Here is a 17,684-nt window from a genome sequence, read left to right as displayed (position 1 = left end):
CCTTTCAACGCCAGGCCACCGGGTGCAACAGCTCCCAGGTCACGCCGCCATCCCGGGTGTGCACCAGAGCCGATTCACCTTCCGGAGTCATGGCCACTACCCAGCCATGCTTCTCATCGACAAAGGTGGCCTGGCCGTTCCAGTTTACTGTAGAGATTTGCCGCCACGTTTGCCCACCATCGCGGGTGAGGTACACTTTCGTTCCGGCAGTCTGGTCGGAAGCTGGCTGGGCAAAATACCAGCCGAGGGTTTCTCCCTGAAAAGCCAGCTCACCCCACGAGCCGGGGAGGAGCATGGGCTTCCAGCTCAGGCCACCGTCGTTGGTCACATAGAGCCAGCGGAAGTCTTTGCCCGCATCTGGGCTGTAACAGCGTACCAGTATTTTCAAGGCGGAACTGCTCCCCTGCAGATTCTGTCCCAGACAGATCACCGCCTGGCTGGTAAAGGCATCGGGCATTTCAGCCGGCGCAGGCAGGTTCACCGGGTTCCAGGTCTCACCGCCATCAGATGTACTGTAGAAATATAGCCCATAAATGACCCCACCGCAGGTGCCAGCTACAAACCCCGTCTGTTTGTTCAGGAACCAGGCGCTGTCCTTATAACAGGACATGGGCAAATTGTTCTTTTCCGGATCAACCACGTAACGCCAGCTGGCCCCACCATCTGAGGTAGTCAGCAGAGCAACATAATCATGGCTCATACCCGCTCCCAGATGAGCCAGAAGCCAGCCGTGCAGCTCATCCAGAAAACCAATCTGCCCTACGGCGAAGAATTCCATCATCAGGTTACTCATCTGCAGGGCAGACCCCTCCCAGGTGTCTCCCCCATCCGTTGTGCGCCAGATGAATACCGGCTGGTCATTAGTGTACGGGGGCAGGGTAAAGGCCACCCAGGCATGCTGTGCGTCCTTAAAAAATGCGACCGCCCGCACTTCGGCCCCTCGCAAAGCCCGCGCCGGCGTCACTACCTCCCAGGTATCGCCCCCATCCCGGGTACGTAAAACCTCTTCCCCTTTTTCATGGTCAACCACGCCGGTAGCCCAACCTGTTTGGAGGTCCAGCATGACGATGCGAGTTAGGTTCACCTCAACCTGTTGCTTTGCAGAAACATCAGCAGGGTTGACGGTCAGGGTGACCGCTGGAGAGAGCACGGGCAGAGCAGTTGGCGAAGGAGGAATAGCCGTCTGTACCGGAATGGCCGTAAGGGTTTCAGTCGGCAGGGCCCTGCCGGTTTCCGGCAGGTTGCATCCGGCCAGTAGCAGGGCAAGGAGAATACAAAAAGAAGGGATAAAAGGGATTCTTTTCATTTCAAATAGACGTCCGCCGCCGTCCGGCGGTTCCCCTTCTTCTCACACAGGGCTGTGTGCTTCTGCCTCACCCTCCATACAGCGAAGCCAGGCAGGCAGTCCAGCTACCAGCGCGCGCATCACCGATTCTGTACCGGTATGAAAAACCTCCGGAGCACCATAAGCCTCGCCGCCCTGGGCCGAGACCAGGTCACTCACTCCCCGAAGGATTAAACATCGGCGGTGATTCCGCGCCGCTACCCACGCAATCGCACCGCTCTCCCAGTCCGCGGCCACCGCCCCAAACCGTTCTCTTAACCAGGGAAGATCAGCCGGGAGAAGATCACGATCGGCAGAAACCAGCACTCCCCGCCACACCGGATGAGGTAAAGGTTCACGCAACCAGTGTAAATCCAGAGTGGTGCTGTAATGTTTCAGCGCTTCTTCCGGGTCGCTCATCTGTTCAAGAATATCATAGACCAGGGTGCGTTCCACAAGGATTATGGTTCCTCGCTCCACACAGCCCGCAAAGCCCCCGCACGTTCCCAGATTAATCATCCATTCCGGCTGCCAGCGGTCGATGGCATACTGGGTAGAAGCCGCCGCCGAAATTTTGCCCCACCCTCCCTGCACGAACAGACAATCCTTCCCGGCCACGCTTGCCGTGAACCATTCACCGAAGGGAGTTTGTTCCAGCCGCCCCGGTGAGTAGATGGCCTTAACCACCTTCCACTCCGCATGAGCCGAAATGAATACCAGCACCGGTTTCACGAGATCTGTCGTCATTTAAGATCGCGGGTATCTCCCCAGCGGATCTGGTTACGGTTGAACAGGTCGATCAATGTACGCCGGCTGAACATACGATGGTGCAATGAGGCTCCGCGGATCGCACACTCATAAGCCAATCCCGCCACTTCATACGCTGCCAGAGGTTTTCCTAACGCTGCCGCCCTGGCGGCGCGTTGCCGGAGGAGTTTCTGCCCGTCTAACATCCAGTGCGCAAACACTTCCAGCACCTCGATATCACTCCGTGCCAGATCACCCGCTCCCGCGTCAACCACATATTCGGCGTTCCCTGTTTCCTGACCAGGGATAACATCGATCAGCATCATCGGGCAACCCGCCGCCAGTGCCTCCGTGATAATCAGTCCCCCTGCCTTGCAAATCAGACCATCTGCTGCACGCATCATCACCGGAACATTGCTGGCAAATTCATATAAATGAACCGGAATATGCCACTCAACCTGCTGGAGTTCGCGGTAGGTTTCCACGTCCTTTCCAGTAACCACCGCCAGTTGCAGAGGATGACCAAAATGGTTGAGTACATTCAAAGTATCCATCAACCGGTCTACCCGTTTGCTCCCTACAGCCAGAACCGTGATTAAATCCTCACGCCAGCCCAGTTCACGACGAATCTCCGAGACAGAACGCTGTTCGCGCGCAAGTTCCGGGTTGACCGGTATTCCCGTCACCTTCACCTGCTCTTCCGAAAGGCCATAATGGATGGCCAGATCACGGACGATTTCGGTAGGCACCAGGCAGTAGTCCACATTCCGGTTGAACCAAATGCGATGCACCGTAGCCAGATCGGTGACCACGGTGAGAAGGGGTATATCACGGTTTAACATTGTGAACACCGCCCCCAGCGGCGCCTGGTAGAGAGGGTAAGTGGTGACGATCACATCCGGCCGGTAATAACGCACCACATCGCGCATCACTTCATAAAGCAACACGGTCAGGGCGCTTTCAACAATCGCACTGGTAACGGTGGTATCACTGGCATCATACCCGAAGCGATACAGCTCTGGAACGCTGCGCACCAGTTTATCGTAATCGGACTGTGCTTCTCTCAGAAAGAAAGGCGTCCGCCGATCCTCCAGCGGGTTGACCACATCCACGTCCACCTGGTCTCGATAATGATCAGAAAGCGCTGCCGCAATGGCATTGGCGGCACTGCGATGCCCAAAACCGGCATCGGCGGTCAGGATTAATATCCGCTTCTTTTCTTGATCCATCGACTACCCTTTCTTCATTTCTCTTGGAAAACGTGCTTCCCATGCGGCTACGGGAGTTAACACCAGTTCGTAAACCGCTCCGGTGTGTGTCATGCAAAGGACGTGATACCCTTCCGCATCGCGCCAGGAGCGGCCGGTAGAATCGACCTGAATCTTATCTCCGCGAACAGTAAACCACCGGGGAGTAATGGAGCCATCCCCTTCCCAATGCACCAGGATTTCCTCCACGGGCCATTTCATGCCTTCTCCCGGGGTGTTCCTTCTAAATATTCCAGCAATAACCGCAGGGCTTCATGCGCCGATTGCGCCTTGTTCTCCAACCGGTTTCCGCTCCAGATGAACCGGTAAGCCTGCTCAAAATCCGGAGCACACAGGGCAATCCACACCAGCCCCACCGGTTTATCGGGCATGCCCCCACCCGGCCCGGCAATCCCGCTTACTGCCAGCGCTACCACCTCAGAGATTGGATACTCGCCTGTCAATAGCCGCTGAGCCCCGCGCGCCATTTCACGTACAGCCTCTTCGCTCACCGCACCAAACTGGGCCAGTAACCCTGGCGGCACCCCAAGCAGGCTGATTTTCGCCGCATAAGAATATGCCACCACACCCCCCAGGTAGTAATCGGATGAGCCCGGCACATCGGTAATCCAGTCTCCGATCAACCCACCTGTGCATGATTCTGCCGTTATCAGTTTCAGGCGGCGTCGGCGCAACGCCTCTCCAACCTGTGTAGCAAGAGCATAATGATCTTCCATATCCTTATTGTAGTAGATTTGAACGATTTGCGAAGCTCCGTTTTTACGTCCTCTCAAGCCAGCCTTTTCCAGTCAAACAGCCCGGGATATCCCGGGCTGTACCGCGATGGAGACCAGAACAACCAACGAGCCACCTAAACGCTGCTCAATTGATGCGTAAGCTCCTTCAATGTCGGGTAAAGCTGGCGGTAAAGCGGGTAAATTTTCTCATACCGTTTTACCTGTTCGGCCCGTGGGTGAGTTGCACCGGTCGAGCGCACAGTGGCGGCACATGCCGCATCCACACTCGGCCAGACGCCAACCCCCACCCCCGCCAGCAGGGCCGCGCCATACGCAGCCCCTTCGGTGGTATTGACCGTTACAAGCTCAACATTGAACACATCCGCTAAAATTTGCCGCCAGATGGGGCTTCGGGCCCCTCCTCCAGAGACTCTCACCTGTTCAATCTGGGTCAGCCCGGCTGAGCGCATTAACTCAAAACTATCCCGCAGGCCAAACGCCACCCCTTCCAGAACCGCACGAGTCATGTGAGCCATTCCATGCCGGATGGTCAACCCGGCAAACGCCCCGCGCGCCAGCGGATCGGGGTGCGGGGTGCGCTCTCCGGTGAGATAAGGCAAGAAGAGCAATCCTTCTGCACCGGCAGGCACATCTCCTGCCGGAGCAATAAGCGCATCATACGAAAGATCGGGGGTAAAGGTATCATGGTACCAGCGCAGACTCCCTGCCGCCGAAAGCATCACCCCCATCAGATGCCAGCGCCCGGGCACCGCATGGCAGAATGCGTGAAGGCGCCCTTCCTTCTCAATATAGGCCTGGTCTGTAGTGGCAAACACCACCCCTGAAGTTCCCAGGGTGAGGGCCACGATCCCGGGCCGTACTGCCCCCACACCCACCGCCTGAGCCGCCTGATCGCCTCCACCTGCGCAAACAGGGGTTCCCTCTCGGAGACCGGTCAGCTGTGCGGCTTCAGCCGTAATTCTGCCAGTCACCTCGGGGCCTTCATACGTTTTGGGCAACCAGTCCAGTGAGATGCCTAAGGCGGCCAGCATCTCGGGCGACCAGTCCCGATGGTGCAGGTCAAAAAGAATCGTTCCCGACCCATCAGCGCGGTCTACCGCAAATTCTCCGATCAACCGATAGCGCACATAATCTTTAGGCAGTAAAATGTGCCTGATTTTTCGATAGACCTCAGGTTCATTTTCCTGCACCCAGAGGATCTTCGGTGCTGTAAAGCCAGTGAGCGCATCGTTGCCGGTGATTTGGATGAGCCGCTCCCGTCCCAGCCTGGCGCGGATTTCATCACACTGAGGTCCGGTGCGCTGATCATTCCAGAGAATGGCCGGTCTTAATACCTGACCCGCCTCATCCAGCAGAGTGAGGCCGTGCATCTGGCCGGTAAGGCCAATCCCCACCACATCGGCCCCCGAAACCCCCGTACTGCGTAACACCTCACGGATGCTCTGGACAGCCCCCTTCCACCAGTCTTCAGGATTTTGCTCACTCCATAAAGGATGCGGCGTGAAGAGCGGTTGCTCGGTAGTGGCACTGCCCACTACACTGCCATCTCGTCCAACCAGCAATGCCTTGACTCCTGTGGTGGAGACATCAATTCCAAGGAAAACTTCCATGCAACACCTCCTCCTAATCCTACACCGGCCAGAGATTCTGGAGGAACTTCAATTTTGCCTCCGTCTGATACACACCGCCGCCTTCATGGTTATTGTATTCATACACCCGAATTTCCTTTGGGCCGGCGTAATGGTTGTACGCCGCATAAACTGTAGAGGGCGGGCAAATGGTATCCATTAATCCAACGGAGAACAACGCCGGGGCTGTGGCTCTGGCCGCGAAGCTCATACCGTCGAAATACGCCAGAGTCTGGAAGACTTGCTCCACCTTATCCCGATGCACCTTGCAGAAATTGGCAATTTCCGCATAGGGGTGTGTATCCACAATTTGCGTGGCGCGCCGGTAATGACAGAGGAAAGGCACATCGGGCATCGCGGCCTTAACCGCTGCCGAAAGCCCCGCCGCCGCCAGCGTAATCCCGCCTCCCTGGCTTCCACCAGTGACCGCAATACGCTCAGGATCAACCCCTTCGAAGCTTTGCGCCGCCTCAATCGCACGCACGGCATCTACAAAGACCCGCCGGTAATAATAAGTTTTCGGATGGAGCACACCGCGTGTCATAAAGCCAGGATGTTGCGGATTGCTCCCATCAGGTTCAGGATCAGGGGTATCGCCGGGTTGCCAGGAGCTCCCCTGTCCGCGGGTATCCATCACCAGAGTGGCATAACCGGCTGACGGCCAGGTGAGCCAGTTCAGCGGAGAACCCCTTCCCCCGCCGTAGCCAATATACTCGACCACACAGGGCAATGGCTTCTCCCGCCGGGCCGGTACAATCAACCAGCCTTTGATATCCTGTCCGCCGTATCCGGCATAAGTGACATCGAACACCTCCAAAACTTTTAAACCCATCGGGTACAGGGTGAAGCGCGGATTCAGCGGCTTCTGACGGGCTTCAGCAAGCGTGGACTGCCAGAAGGCATCGAAATCCGCCGGCTCACCGCGCGGCGGCTTGTAGGTAACCAGCTGGTCAAAAGGAAAATCAAAGAAAGCCATAGAACACTCCTGAGGTGATTGATGAAATCATTATATCCAGAAAGCCTCACAAAGGGTAACGTCCTCTCGCTATCCCACTGCGTTCCGCCCCCTTTCACGAGGAGTATAATGGGTTTAGCTCTTCCCACAGAAAGGCATTACCCCATGCACACCTATCGTATCGACCTTGACAAAAAGGTCAACCTGGATGATTTTGATCCCGCCGAAACCCGCTATGCCCCCGGCGGCAAGGAGAACGCCGAGCAAAGCCTGCTTCAGTTGAATCGTCAGCTGGAAGCCCTGCAAGAAAGCCTTTATGCCGAGCATAAGCACAGGGTGCTTGTGGTATTGCAGGGTATGGACACCAGCGGAAAGGACGGTGTGATCCGACGTGTCTTCGAGGGTGTCAATCCACAGGGAGTGCGCGTGGCCAGCTTTAAGGTGCCCACACCCGTAGAGCTTGACCACGATTATCTCTGGCGGGTGCATCAGCAAACCCCGGCTCGTGGAGAGATTGTCATCTTTAACCGCAGTCACTACGAGGATGTACTGGTAGTCCGGGTGCACAGCCTTGTCCCTGAGGCTGTGTGGAAGAAGCGCTATGAGCAAATCAACGCCTTCGAACGCCTCCTCACTGACGAAGGGACGACCATCCTCAAATTTTTCCTCCACATTGATCCTCAGGAACAGAAAGAACGCCTGCTTGAGCGCCTGGAAAAGCCCGAAAAAAACTGGAAGTTTAATGCCGGAGACCTCAAGGAACGCGCTCTGTGGAAAGAGTACATGAAAGCCTACGAAGATGTGCTTGAGAAAACCAGCACTCCATGGGCACCCTGGTATGTCGTTCCGGCAAACAAAAAGTGGTATCGTGACCTGGTGATCAGCACCCTGCTGGTTGAAACCCTCCAAAACCTTGAAATCCGCCTGCCGGCCCCCTTCTCAGCCCAGGAGATAGCCGAATTTCGGCGGCAGTTATCTCAAGAAGATCGGTCAGGCTAAGCCGTGCCAGAGACCAGCATACTGCGCACCTGGATCGGTCAATCGGTAAAGGTTGTAATCGATCGTCCGCTTGGTTCACAACACCCGCAGCACGGGTTCACCTACCCGGTGAATTACGGGTACGTACCCGGTGTGCCCGCCCCTGATGGCGAAGACCTTGACGCCTATGTGCTGGGGATTGATTACCCTCTCCATGAATTCCTCGGGGTTTGCATTGCCGTCATCCACCGCCTGGATGACAAGGACGACAAACTGGTGCTGGCAAAGGAAGGGCAGAATTTCACCGATGAAGAAATCCTCACCCTGACGGCATTTCAAGAATAATGGTTCACCCCTGTGCTGTTGCGAAATTCGAGTACAATAAGCGCGAAATCTGTCAAGGAGTAAGAAAATGGCACAGCAATCGAAAAGCGGGAAGACCAAGCTCAGCCGTGACCAGCGTATTATGCGCCGAAACCAGTTGATTTTCATGGGCCTGTCGGTCTTGTTGATCCTGGCGATGGTGCTTTCCCTGGTTCGCTTCTAATGCTCAAGCGCTGGCAATTCTGGGCCGGGCTGATCATCAGCGCCGTTTTCATTTACCTGTCACTGCGGGGCCTCAAGCTCTCTGAGGTCTGGCAGATCATGCAATCGGCTCGCTATCTCTGGCTCATCCCGGGGGTAGCGGTCTATTTTGTAGGGGTATGGGTGCGAAGCTGGCGCTGGCACTACATGCTGCGACCGTTGAAGAAAATCCCCACCGCCACCATGTTTCCCATCGTTACCATCGGGTACATGGGCAACAACATCTATCCGGCACGTGCCGGAGAGATTCTGCGGGCGGTTATCCTCAAACAGCGGGAAGGGGTGCCGGTCTCGGCATCTCTGGCCACGGTCATCGTGGAACGCATCTTCGATGGCGTGGTGATGCTGGGATTCGTATTTATCAACCTTCCTGAGCTGGCCCGCCTGACCCATAATTCGGGGGTCATCGGCAGGATGGATATCCGCACCCTGGCACTGGTCGGTTCACTGGCATTCTTCGGGGCGCTGCTTGTTTTCCTGCTGGCGGCTATGTTTCCGCACGTCACCGAGCGCCTGCTCGACCGTATTCTCCCCATCCTCCCGGCTCGATTACGAGAAAAAACCCGCGACCTCACTTTGCGGTTTCTCTCCGGCCTCGAGTCACTCCGCTCGCCTCTGGAAGCCCTGATGATTTTTATCACCACCGTGATCATCTGGCTGTTAGAAACTGCCAAATACTGGTTCGTCATGCATGCCTTTTCCTTCGAGGTGAGCTTCTTCGGTCTGATGCTCATGAATGGCATTGTTAACCTCGCCACCACTCTGCCATCCGCTCCGGGCTACGTGGGCACCTTCGACGCACCGGGCATCGCTGTTCTGGTAGCTTACGCTGTCCCGCCGGAGATCGCCGCCGGTTATACCCTTGTCCTTCATGCGGCTTTGTGGTTCCCCATCACTTTACTCGGCGCTTATTACTACCTGCGCCAACCGCTGAGATGGGGGAAACAACTTGAAATATCTACCCGGGGTGCAACATCGGCAAACCCATGAAAACCACATCCACCATGAAAGGGGCTTTCTCTTCATGAAACACTACGCCATCATTGGAGCAGGCCTGGCCGGGCTTTCTGCCGCGCTCGACCTGAACAAAGCCGGACACCGGGTATCGGTTTTCGAATCCGCCGATTATGTAGGCGGGCTGGCCGCCGGATTTAAAGAGCCTCACTGGAATTGGTCGGTGGAACGGTTTTATCACCACTGGTTTTTGACCGACCGCTGGGTATTTTCTCTGCTGGATGAGCTGGGCCTCAGAGATCGCGTGGTGGTGCCCCGACCCCGAACCGTCGCCTACTTCAACGGGCGTTTCTACCCGCTGGATAGCCCGTTAGCAGCTATCACCTTTCCCGGGTTTCGTTTTCCACTGGGGATGATTCGCTTCGGGCTGGTAACGGCTTACCTGCGTTTCCTCTCCCGCTGGCAAACCCTGGAAAAGGCCCGCGCTCACGACTGGATGCGTACCTGGTACGGCGAAAGCATTTATAACACCCTCTTTGAACCGCTCCTCGTAGGCAAGTTTGGCCCTCACTACGAAGAGGTCAACATGGCCTGGATGTGGGCGCGGCTTAAAGCAAGGACAACCCGCCTGGCCACCTTCGAAGGCGGATTCCAGGCCTTCTGTGACCTTTTTGCCCAGTACCTTCGCACCAGAGGGATCGAAATTCACCTGAACACCCCTGTGAGGCAAACTTCACCCACCCCTGAAGGAAAGATCACCCTCACCTTCGAGCATGGAGAACAGACCTTCGATGCCTGTCTTTCAACCACCTCTCCTGCTCTCATGGCCCGGCTGACCCCTTCCCTGCCCGATGAATACCTGAAGGGTCTGTTGAACCTGAAAAGTATGGGAGCAGTGGTGATGGTGTTATCCTTACGCCACCAGCTCTCCACCGAGGGGTATTACTGGTTCAACCTGCCCAAATCCGCCGGGTTCCCGTTCCTGGCGCTGGTGGAGCACACCAATTTCGTCAGCCCGGAGAACTTTGGCGGTGAGCACATCGTGTACATCGGAGATTACCTCGACCCCGACCACGAATATTTCCGCCTTTCTCAGGAAGAACTCCTTCAGCGTTTTCTGCCGGCGTTGCAGCGTTTTAATCCTGGCTTCCGGCCCGATTGGCTCATCAAAAGCTGGCTCTGGCGCACTTCCTATGCCCAGCCGATCCCGCTGGTCAACCATTCCAGAAACATCCCTCCCATCCAGACCCCCATTCATGGCCTCTTTTTCGCCAGCATGAGTCAGGTCTACCCCTGGGACCGGGGAACGAATTTTGCCATTGAAATCGGACGGAAAGCTGCAGCCCTCATGTTAAAGGGCGTGTAGCTGTGATGCAATTTTCCGAGCCTGACTCTACGAAAAAAAGCCAAAGCTTATTTTGGCTTTTTTTCACATAGCTGGCTATATCTATGATGCCACCCCGGGATTTCTCGCCAACCCCCCATATATAGGGACTCTGCTGAGCTGCCAACCACAGATATGGATACCCTGCACGGTTGATGGGGAAGGGACAGTGTTGTAAATGGGTTATCATTTTTTAAGGTTACTCATCTTAAAAACCGTGAACTTTTTAAACTGGCGTAGGGTTCTCGACTTGTTTCATCCTGAGGTTTTTGTTAGAATACTCTTTAGATCGATCCACGAAGGCCAACCACCGCCTTCCTTCACCAGCAAGATAAACAGGTGTACACATTTGGGGGAACCTCCCGCTGCGAACCAGAGGCAGCGGGTTTCTGTGCCCTGTTGTCTGCGATCGATTAAGACCACTTTCATCCATCAAGGAGGACCGCTATGAACCCTCACCAGGCATGGCAGGCAACACTTGGACAGCTTCAAATGGAAATGCCCAAAGCATCTTTTGATACCTGGGTGCGCGATACGCAAATCCTCCAGTACGGGGAAGGCACCTTCACCATTGGCGTCCAGAATGCCTATGCCAGAGACTGGTTAGAAAGCCGCCTCTCCAGCACCGTGTCCCGGCTGCTTACCGGGTTGATGGGATCTCCTCAATCGGTTCGTTTCGTAGTGCACCACCATGAAGAAGAAACCGAGGCCGAACCTTCCATGGTTGAAGCGGAAAACCCCTCTTCGCCAGCCCATAACTTCACCATTAACCCGCGTTACACCTTCGACAATTTCGTGGTGGGCGCCAGCAACCGGCTGGCCCACGCCGCCTGTATGGCCGTTGCCGATAACCCCGCCAAAGCCTACAACCCGCTTTTCCTTTACGGAGGCGTCGGGCTCGGAAAGACTCACCTCCTTCATGCCATCGGCAATGCCGCCCATCAACGTGGATTGCAGATTCTCTACGTCTCCTCGGAAGAATTCACCAACGATCTCATTAATTCCATCCGCACTCACAACACCCCCGCCTTCCGCGATCGGTATCGCCGCATCGATGTTCTGCTGATTGATGACATCCAGTTCATCGCCGGGAAGGAGTCCACCCAGGAAGAGTTCTTCCATACCTTCAACACCCTGCATGGCCAGGAAAAACAAATCGTCATCACCTCAGACCGTCCTCCCAAAGCGCTCGTCACCCTTGAAGAACGGCTGCGCTCGCGTTTTGAGTGGGGCCTGACAGCCGATATCCAGCCACCAGACCTGGAAACCCGCCTGGCCATCCTGCGTTCAAAGGCCGAACGCACGGGCAAAGACGTGCCCGCCCCTATCCTGGAAACGATTGCCCGCCTTGTTCAATCCAATATCCGCGAACTGGAAGGCGCATTGACCCGGGTGCTGGCCTTTTCGGAGCTATCAGGTATGCCCCTCTCCACCCAGCTCGTACAAACGGCACTGGCCGATCTCCTCCCCCAGCGCAACAACCTGGATACCGACCAGGTCATCCGCGCGGTTGCCAGTGAGTTTGGCATTTCCATCGATGATATGTGCGGGCGGGGCCGTTCACGCGACGTCGCCCTCCCACGCCAGGTGGCCATGTATCTGATGCGCGAAGAGGCCAACGCCTCGCTTCCACAGATTGGCGAGGCCCTCGGCGGACGGGATCACACCACCGTCATGTATGCCTGCGAAAAAATCGCCGATATGATCGAACGCGATGACCGTCTGCGCCGTCAGGTAATCCAGATCCGTGAGCGGCTTTACGGGCGCAGTGTCAGCATGGTCTAGCCCTGCCAATCACCCCGGGATGCGAAACTTTGACTTTTCCTTTTCTCTGTGTTACAATCATCTCCGTAAGGCCGGGCAACCGGTGATCTGAAACTTTTGTTTTGGAGCATTTCTTGGGTCATTCGTGCCCTGGCTGAATTCAGGCCAGGGCTTTTTTTATGCCGGGGCACTGCCCCGAACAATAGAAGAGGTTATTGTTAATATGAGTTCGAAGCCATTACGGATCATTCCCCTGGGGGGATTAGGGGAAGTAGGTAGAAATATGATGGTCTATGAATACAACGACGAGATCCTCGTCGTTGATGCGGGTTTAATGTTCCCCGAAAATGACATGCTGGGGATTGACTACATCATCCCCGATCTGACCTACCTGAGCCAGAACCGCAGCAAAGTACGCGGTATTGTCATTACCCACGGTCATGAAGACCACATCGGAGCCATTCATCACCTGCTGAATGAGGTAAACGCCCCCATTTACGCTACCCCCCTCACCCGGGGCCTTCTGGAAGTAAAGCTGGGGCGTAATGGACTGGGCAGTAAGGCCAATTTACATACCGTGCAGGCCGGAGATACTGTGTCCATCGGCCCGTTCGAGGTGGAATTTTTCCACGTCTGCCATTCCATTCCCGATGGTGTGGGGCTGGGCATCCATACCCCGGCAGGGTTAATCGTGCATTCGGGTGATTACAAATTTGATCACACCCCCGTTGACGGAAAGCCCTCCGATTACGCCCGCCTGGCCAGTTTCTCGCAGAAGGGAGTCCTCGCCTTGCTGGCCGACTCCACCAATGCCGAACGCCCGGGATGGACACCCTCTGAAAAGACGATCGACGCCGCTTTTGAAGACGTCTTTACCAACGCGTCGGGGCGCATTATCCTGGCCAGCTTTGCTTCTTTGATCTCACGCATGCAACAGGTGGCCAACGCGGCCAGCAAACACAAGCGCAAGCTGGCTTTCGTGGGCACCAGCATGATCGATAACATGAAGATGGCCGTTAAACTTGGCTATCTCGACTTTCCCGAAAACCTGGTGGTTCCTATCGAACAGGCACTGAACATGCCCAGGGAGCAGGTCGTCATCATGTGCACGGGTTCGCAGGGTGAACCCACCTCCATCCTGGGGCGGCTTTCGATGGGTACAAATCGTCTGTTCGATATCATCCCCGGTGATACCGTGGTGCTTTCGTCCCATCCCATCCCTGGAAACGAAGAAAGCGTTTACCGGGTGATTAACCGGCTCTTCCAGCTCGGAGCCAATGTGATCTACGAAACCATTGCACCGGTGCACGTATCAGGGCATGCCAGCCAGGAAGAGATGAAACTGCTCATCCACCTTACCCGTCCTCGCTATGTCCTCCCCATTCACGGCGAACTTCGCCAGCTTTATCAACATGCACGCCTTGCCCGGCAGGTGGGCATTCCTGAAGAAAATATCCAGATCATCCAGAATGGCCAGGTCATCGAATTCCTCGATGGGAAGATGCGCCTCACTGGCGAACAGGTTCCTGCCCAGTACGTCTTCGTAGACGGCTCCGGCGTGGGCGATGTCGATCCAGATGTTATGCGTGAGCGTGAAGCGCTCTCACGCGACGGCATTGTGCTGGTGAACCTGACGCTCACCCGTGATTTTAATGCAGTGGTTTACGAACCTGAGATCATCACCAAGGGCTTTATCCTCTCGCGAGAGAGTGATGAGCTTCTGGCCAGTGCCCGCCGCGAGATCATTCAGGCGGCCAGCCGCGCGAACGGAAACGTACGCCGGGTGGTGGAAGACACACTGCGGGAGTTTTTATACAAAGAAACCCGCCGCCGCCCCATGGTCTTTGTCAATATTTCGCGATCGATCTGAGAGAACGGTTACCACAACCCTCACCCTGAATCCGGTGAGGGTTTTTGTATTTAAAAATCTCCCATGCGTGACCACTCGCCTTCGCTCCAGCCAGCAGCCCCGCGCAGAGGCACAAAAGCAACTGCAAAAAGCACTTCTCGTTCAAGATGATCCGCCTTGCGCACCCAGCGTTCCAGCATCTGCCCTTCAGGTCCTCCAATGGGGATCACCAGCCGTCCCCCCGGCAGCAGTTGATCGAGCAGTGCCGGAGGAACAACCGGGGCGGCCGCAGTAACTACAATGGCATGATACGGAGCATGAGCCGGCCACCCCAGTGACCCATCTCCGACGTGCACAAACACATTATTAATCCCCTGGCTGCGTAAGATTTCCTCAGCCCGCTGTGCCAGGCGCGCGTACCGCTCTACTGTGTGCACCGTGCGCACCAGCCGCCCCAGCACCGCCGCCTGATACCCCGAACCGGTGCCAATTTCCAGCACATTCTCATCACCTTGCAATTCGAGTAATTCGGTCATCACCGCCACAATATACGGCTGTGAGATCGTCTGCCCCTCTCCAATCGGAAGCGGTCCATCATGATATGCATAACGGCGTTCTTCCGGTGGAACAAAAAGATGGCGGGGCACGTTTCGCAGCGCTTCCAGCACCCGCTTATCACGGATGCCGCGCCTTTCGATCTGCTCACGTACCATCGCCTCTCGCTCAAGCCTGAATTCATCCTCCTCCATCACCCACCCCCTTGAAGTAACCGGGCCAGCTGACGGTCAATCTTCCCCATGGGGTACTCCCCCAGTTGAGATAACCTTACCCAGCGTAGTTCACTGGGTTGCAGTGGGCAAGGTTCTCCTTCTAAAATCCGGCAGGCAAAGGCGTGCAGGGTGACCCGAAAGTGAGTGTAGGCATGTTTAAAAACGCCCAGCTTTTCGCCTACCTCTATTTTAACCCCCAGCTCTTCAAAAAGCTCGCGTTGTAAACACTCACTCAGACTTTCTTCGCCCTCCTGCTTTCCGCCAGGGAACTCCCACAGCCCGCCCAGTAACCCTCCTTCAGGGCGGCGGGCGATCAGCACCAGCCCATCACGGTGAAGCACCCCGGCGGCAACTGTAACCTGCGGAATAGGCCGCCTCCCGCGGGTTACCGGTCGTTGCTCCTGTACCCCCAGAGCTCTGGCCTCACATATTTCCCCTAACGGGCAGAGCGGGCAGTCGGGTTTTTTGGGAGTACAAATCGCTGTACCCAGGTCCATCCAGGCCTGGTTGTACTCTCCCGCCCGCCCCGGGGGAAGATGAGCCCGGGCCAGTTCCCCAACCGTGCGCTCACCAATGGTTGTATCCAGTGCTTCACGCACATTGAACACCCGCGAAACCACCCGCCGGACGTTTCCATCGAGCGCGAGTTCGTCCTGTCCAAAAGCAATCGAAGCAATGGCGGCGGCGGAATATGTACCAATTCCTGGTAACTTTTGAAGTGTGGAGCAATCTCTGGGAAGCTGACCGCCGTACTTGTCAACCACAAGGCGCGCCGCCCGATGAATATTCACCGCGCGGCGGTAATACCCCAGCCCCTCCCAGGTTTTAAGTACCTCTTCCAGAGAAGCTTCAGCCAGAGAATGTAAAGTTGGGAAGCGCTCCATCCAGCGCAAATAATAAGGGATCACCGTTTCAACACGGGTCTGCTGAAGCATGACCTCTGATACCCACACCCTGTAAGGGTCATGCTCCCCTCGCCAGGGCAACCTGCGTGCCGATCGCTCATACCACTCCAGCAGGCGCCGCGAGACCTCGCTCATCATCGTCGTCTGTTAAAACTGGAAGCCCCCCTGTGCTTCCACCACTTTCTGACTGTAATTGAGGACAAAATCTTGCAGCTGGCTGTTCAACCGCTTCCATTCATCCGACGCCAGCACATGCTGAATACGTGAAAGGGAAGGCAGGGTTGCTCCGACCATGATCTGCGGGCGGCTTCCATAAATCGTTGCCCACGCATCGGTCAACTCAAAACCAAGCCGTTGAACCCCGGGGATGAACTCGCGCACTACGAATTCAAAATACTCCTGTTCCCGCTCCGGGAGAATATCCCAGGTCATGATCAGTTTATAAGCCATCCTGCGCTCCTTTACCCGTGCTGGTAATCGAGAATCACCACCCGAGTCTCCTCTGGCAACCCTGCCGTGCTCGTTATTTTCAGGGAGGGGAGTGTCTCCACGTCGCTCAACCCCATTTCCTTCAGAAACTTGGATACCGGGTCCAGCTTCACCTTACAGGCCGGAGTTCCAAAATGCATAGGGATCACATAACTCGGCTCGATCAGGCTGATCACCTCTGCCGCCTTGGCAGCATTCAGGCTCTTTCCGTCTCCCACCGGCACCAGCGCCACATGCACACTCCCCAGAGCCTCCACCTCAGACTGTGAAGGCACGTGGTTAATATCTCCTAAATGAGCCACAGTAATGCCATTGTAATCAAATACATATAACGTATTGCGCGGTTCAGCCTCTTTACCACTGCGATGATTGGTCTGAATCCCGGTTATGAAAACATTGCCAATCTCAAATTCGCCCGGGCCGGTGATCACATGCTCCATGCCCTTGACCCCATCCACAAAGTTATGGGATGGATGATCGTGGCTGATCGTCACGACATCAGCCCGCAGCTTGAGCGGCTCATAACCGGTTTCCCGGTGATCGTAAGGGTCAGTTACCACCGTTGCCATTCCGCGTTCGGTTAATCGGAAGCAGGAATGCCCATACCAGTTAATTTCCATGAAACCTCCAGTGTGAGGTAATTATATCGCAGAATGATTCCGGCATTGACGCCTCAACCGGAGGCATACCTGACGGGGAATCTTTCCCCATATTCCCACGCAGAAACCAGGTTGCCTGCCAGCGCAGAACCCGGTTATAATCAGATCAAGAGAGTATGGTCAAAAATCCTTGCCGTAGTGAATGACCTTTGGTATAATCTGACCGCTTTATGAGCCTTAACAATCTCTACGCCGACGTAGCTCAATCGGCAGAGCAACCGCCTTGTAAGTGGTAGGTTACGGGTTCGATTCCCGTCGTCGGCTCCAGTTGCAGGTTGGCAAGCGGGGTGGTTCGAAGAATGACCTCGCTTTCGAACCGGCAACGGTTCTCAAATGGGCAGTTACCCAAGTGGCCAAAGGGGGCTGACTGTAAATCAGCTGGCAGACGCCTTCGGAGGTTCGAATCCTTCACTGCCCACAGGGCTGTAAAGCCTTAAAAATGAATGACCCGCAAGGGTCAAAGACGGCAAGCCCTCATAGCTCAGTAGGTAGAGCGTGCCCTTGGTAAGGGCAAGGTCATGGGTTCGAATCCCATTGGGGGCTCTTTGAGCCGTTTATACGAGAACATCGTCTTGGTTATCAACTATCGAAGGAGAATGAACGCATGGCCAAGCAGAAGTATGAGCGAACGAAGCCGCACCTGAACGTAGGGACGATGGGGCACATCGACCACGGGAAGACGACGCTG

At 55.8% G+C, this 17,684-nt stretch carries 19 protein-coding genes and 3 tRNA genes; 11 read left to right on the top strand and 11 right to left on the bottom strand.

The window, feature by feature from the left end; all coding sequences use genetic code 11:
• Positions 1-4 precede the first annotated feature (4 nt).
• The 7 genes from ATHL_RS02075 to ATHL_RS02045 form a co-directional block, all read right to left on the bottom strand.
• Entirely contained in the window at positions 5-1,306 is a 1,302-nt protein-coding gene (locus ATHL_RS02075) for a beta propeller repeat protein (protein WP_062189265.1), read from the bottom strand.
• Positions 1,307-1,348: 42 nt separating this feature from the next.
• The gene (locus tag ATHL_RS02070; protein ID WP_062189263.1) at positions 1,349-2,071 is read right to left on the bottom strand and encodes a 5'-methylthioadenosine/S-adenosylhomocysteine nucleosidase family protein; all 723 of its coding nucleotides are present in this window, start codon (positions 2,069-2,071) and stop codon (positions 1,349-1,351) included.
• A complete protein-coding gene (locus ATHL_RS02065) occupies positions 2,068-3,300 on the bottom strand; it encodes an MGDG synthase family glycosyltransferase (RefSeq protein WP_062189261.1) in 1,233 nt (410 codons plus the stop codon). The genes ATHL_RS02070 and ATHL_RS02065 overlap by 4 nt, the downstream gene beginning before the upstream one ends.
• A 3-nt stretch (positions 3,301-3,303) precedes the next feature.
• Positions 3,304-3,540, bottom strand: coding sequence for a hypothetical protein (locus tag ATHL_RS02060; RefSeq protein WP_062189259.1), 237 nt, complete (start codon positions 3,538-3,540; stop codon positions 3,304-3,306).
• A complete protein-coding gene (locus ATHL_RS02055) occupies positions 3,537-4,055 on the bottom strand; it encodes a CinA family protein (protein WP_062189257.1) in 519 nt (172 codons plus the stop codon). Before ATHL_RS02055 ends, ATHL_RS02060 begins: the two co-directional genes overlap by 4 nt.
• 134 nt (positions 4,056-4,189) lie before the next feature.
• Positions 4,190-5,686: a xylulokinase gene (xylB, locus tag ATHL_RS02050; RefSeq protein ID WP_062189256.1), complete on the bottom strand. Its 1,497-nt coding sequence runs from the start codon at positions 5,684-5,686 to the stop codon at positions 4,190-4,192.
• A 19-nt stretch (positions 5,687-5,705) separates the two neighbouring features.
• Positions 5,706-6,680 carry an acetylxylan esterase gene (locus ATHL_RS02045; RefSeq protein WP_062189254.1) on the bottom strand — a complete coding sequence of 325 codons (975 nt, stop codon included), beginning with the start codon at positions 6,678-6,680 and terminating at the stop codon, positions 5,706-5,708.
• Positions 6,681-6,824: 144 nt separating this feature from the next.
• On the opposite strand from ATHL_RS02045, the gene ATHL_RS02040 reads away from it, so the two are divergent.
• The 7 genes from ATHL_RS02040 (at position 6,825) to ATHL_RS02015 (ending at position 14,194) form a co-directional block, all read left to right on the top strand.
• The gene (locus ATHL_RS02040) at positions 6,825-7,658 is read left to right on the top strand and encodes a polyphosphate kinase 2 family protein (protein ID WP_062189332.1); all 834 of its coding nucleotides are present in this window, start codon (positions 6,825-6,827) and stop codon (positions 7,656-7,658) included.
• A gap of 3 nt (positions 7,659-7,661) precedes the next feature.
• Positions 7,662-7,982, top strand: coding sequence for an inorganic pyrophosphatase (locus ATHL_RS02035; RefSeq protein WP_201797918.1), 321 nt, complete (start codon positions 7,662-7,664; stop codon positions 7,980-7,982).
• Between the two features lie 67 nt (positions 7,983-8,049).
• Complete coding sequence (locus ATHL_RS19470; RefSeq protein ID WP_272897326.1) at positions 8,050-8,184, top strand: hypothetical protein; 135 nt, start codon at positions 8,050-8,052, stop codon at positions 8,182-8,184.
• On the top strand, positions 8,184-9,212 hold the full coding sequence (locus ATHL_RS02030) for a lysylphosphatidylglycerol synthase transmembrane domain-containing protein (RefSeq protein ID WP_062189252.1): 1,029 nt from the start codon (positions 8,184-8,186) through the stop codon (positions 9,210-9,212). Before ATHL_RS19470 ends, ATHL_RS02030 begins: the two co-directional genes overlap by 1 nt.
• A 34-nt stretch (positions 9,213-9,246) precedes the next feature.
• Positions 9,247-10,542 carry an NAD(P)/FAD-dependent oxidoreductase gene (locus ATHL_RS02025; protein WP_062189250.1) on the top strand — a complete coding sequence of 432 codons (1,296 nt, stop codon included), beginning with the start codon at positions 9,247-9,249 and terminating at the stop codon, positions 10,540-10,542.
• Positions 10,543-11,007: 465 nt separating this feature from the next.
• A complete protein-coding gene (dnaA, locus tag ATHL_RS02020; protein ID WP_062189248.1) occupies positions 11,008-12,345 on the top strand; it encodes a chromosomal replication initiator protein DnaA in 1,338 nt (445 codons plus the stop codon).
• Between the two features lie 202 nt (positions 12,346-12,547).
• Positions 12,548-14,194 carry a ribonuclease J gene (locus tag ATHL_RS02015; RefSeq protein ID WP_062189328.1) on the top strand — a complete coding sequence of 549 codons (1,647 nt, stop codon included), beginning with the start codon at positions 12,548-12,550 and terminating at the stop codon, positions 14,192-14,194.
• Between the two features lie 50 nt (positions 14,195-14,244).
• On the opposite strand, the gene ATHL_RS02010 is transcribed toward ATHL_RS02015, so the two are convergent.
• Genes ATHL_RS02010 through ATHL_RS01995 form a run of 4 tightly spaced genes read right to left on the bottom strand, consistent with a single transcriptional unit; the run spans position 14,245 to position 16,957 of the window.
• A complete protein-coding gene (locus tag ATHL_RS02010; protein WP_062189246.1) occupies positions 14,245-14,922 on the bottom strand; it encodes a protein-L-isoaspartate(D-aspartate) O-methyltransferase in 678 nt (225 codons plus the stop codon).
• Positions 14,922-15,986, bottom strand: coding sequence for an A/G-specific adenine glycosylase (mutY, locus tag ATHL_RS02005; RefSeq protein ID WP_062189244.1), 1,065 nt, complete (start codon positions 15,984-15,986; stop codon positions 14,922-14,924). Before mutY ends, ATHL_RS02010 begins: the two co-directional genes overlap by 1 nt.
• Positions 15,987-15,995: 9 nt before the next feature.
• Complete coding sequence (locus tag ATHL_RS02000; protein ID WP_062189243.1) at positions 15,996-16,298, bottom strand: hypothetical protein; 303 nt, start codon at positions 16,296-16,298, stop codon at positions 15,996-15,998.
• Positions 16,299-16,309: 11 nt separating this feature from the next.
• A complete protein-coding gene (locus tag ATHL_RS01995) occupies positions 16,310-16,957 on the bottom strand; it encodes an MBL fold metallo-hydrolase (RefSeq protein ID WP_062189240.1) in 648 nt (215 codons plus the stop codon).
• A gap of 230 nt (positions 16,958-17,187) precedes the next feature.
• Between ATHL_RS01995 and ATHL_RS01990 the strand changes: the two genes are divergently transcribed.
• The 4 genes from ATHL_RS01990 to ATHL_RS19215 all read left to right on the top strand — a co-directional run.
• Positions 17,188-17,263: transfer RNA gene (locus ATHL_RS01990), tRNA-Thr, on the top strand.
• 68 nt (positions 17,264-17,331) lie between these two features.
• A tRNA-Tyr gene (locus ATHL_RS01985) sits at positions 17,332-17,414 on the top strand.
• 52 nt (positions 17,415-17,466) lie between these two features.
• Positions 17,467-17,539 (top strand) — tRNA-Thr (locus ATHL_RS01980).
• 61 nt (positions 17,540-17,600) lie between these two features.
• Positions 17,601-17,684, top strand: an 84-nt coding sequence (locus tag ATHL_RS19215; RefSeq protein WP_236822386.1) for a GTP-binding protein, incomplete at its 3' end; no start/stop codon positions are given.

Source organism: Anaerolinea thermolimosa, from assembly GCF_001050195.2.
In the GTDB taxonomy this organism is placed as follows: domain Bacteria; phylum Chloroflexota; class Anaerolineae; order Anaerolineales; family Anaerolineaceae; genus Anaerolinea; species Anaerolinea thermolimosa.
This window is presented reverse-complemented; position numbering and strand designations above follow the sequence as displayed.

Excerpts from the sequence above, each read along its gene's own strand:
- mutY (WP_062189244.1), bottom strand. The coding sequence starts at position 15,986 with ATGATGAGCGAGGTCTCGCGGCGCCTGCTGGAGTGGTATGAGCGATCG.
- ATHL_RS02015 (WP_062189328.1), top strand. The coding sequence starts at position 12,548 with ATGAGTTCGAAGCCATTACGGATCATTCCCCTGGGGGGATTAGGGGAA.
- ATHL_RS02030 (WP_062189252.1), top strand. The coding sequence starts at position 8,184 with ATGCTCAAGCGCTGGCAATTCTGGGCCGGGCTGATCATCAGCGCCGTT.
- ATHL_RS02045 (WP_062189254.1), bottom strand. The coding sequence starts at position 6,680 with ATGGCTTTCTTTGATTTTCCTTTTGACCAGCTGGTTACCTACAAGCCG.
- xylB (WP_062189256.1), bottom strand. The coding sequence starts at position 5,686 with ATGGAAGTTTTCCTTGGAATTGATGTCTCCACCACAGGAGTCAAGGCA.
- dnaA (WP_062189248.1), top strand. The coding sequence starts at position 11,008 with ATGAACCCTCACCAGGCATGGCAGGCAACACTTGGACAGCTTCAAATG.
- ATHL_RS02060 (WP_062189259.1), bottom strand. The coding sequence starts at position 3,540 with ATGAAATGGCCCGTGGAGGAAATCCTGGTGCATTGGGAAGGGGATGGC.
- ATHL_RS19470 (WP_272897326.1), top strand. The coding sequence starts at position 8,050 with ATGGCACAGCAATCGAAAAGCGGGAAGACCAAGCTCAGCCGTGACCAG.
- ATHL_RS02070 (WP_062189263.1), bottom strand. The coding sequence starts at position 2,071 with ATGACGACAGATCTCGTGAAACCGGTGCTGGTATTCATTTCGGCTCAT.
- ATHL_RS02025 (WP_062189250.1), top strand. The coding sequence starts at position 9,247 with ATGAAACACTACGCCATCATTGGAGCAGGCCTGGCCGGGCTTTCTGCC.
- ATHL_RS02065 (WP_062189261.1), bottom strand. The coding sequence starts at position 3,300 with ATGGATCAAGAAAAGAAGCGGATATTAATCCTGACCGCCGATGCCGGT.
- ATHL_RS02055 (WP_062189257.1), bottom strand. The coding sequence starts at position 4,055 with ATGGAAGATCATTATGCTCTTGCTACACAGGTTGGAGAGGCGTTGCGC.
- ATHL_RS02075 (WP_062189265.1), bottom strand. The coding sequence starts at position 1,306 with ATGAAAAGAATCCCTTTTATCCCTTCTTTTTGTATTCTCCTTGCCCTG.
- ATHL_RS01995 (WP_062189240.1), bottom strand. The coding sequence starts at position 16,957 with ATGGAAATTAACTGGTATGGGCATTCCTGCTTCCGATTAACCGAACGC.
- ATHL_RS02000 (WP_062189243.1), bottom strand. The coding sequence starts at position 16,298 with ATGGCTTATAAACTGATCATGACCTGGGATATTCTCCCGGAGCGGGAA.
- ATHL_RS02040 (WP_062189332.1), top strand. The coding sequence starts at position 6,825 with ATGCACACCTATCGTATCGACCTTGACAAAAAGGTCAACCTGGATGAT.
- ATHL_RS02010 (WP_062189246.1), bottom strand. The coding sequence starts at position 14,922 with ATGGAGGAGGATGAATTCAGGCTTGAGCGAGAGGCGATGGTACGTGAG.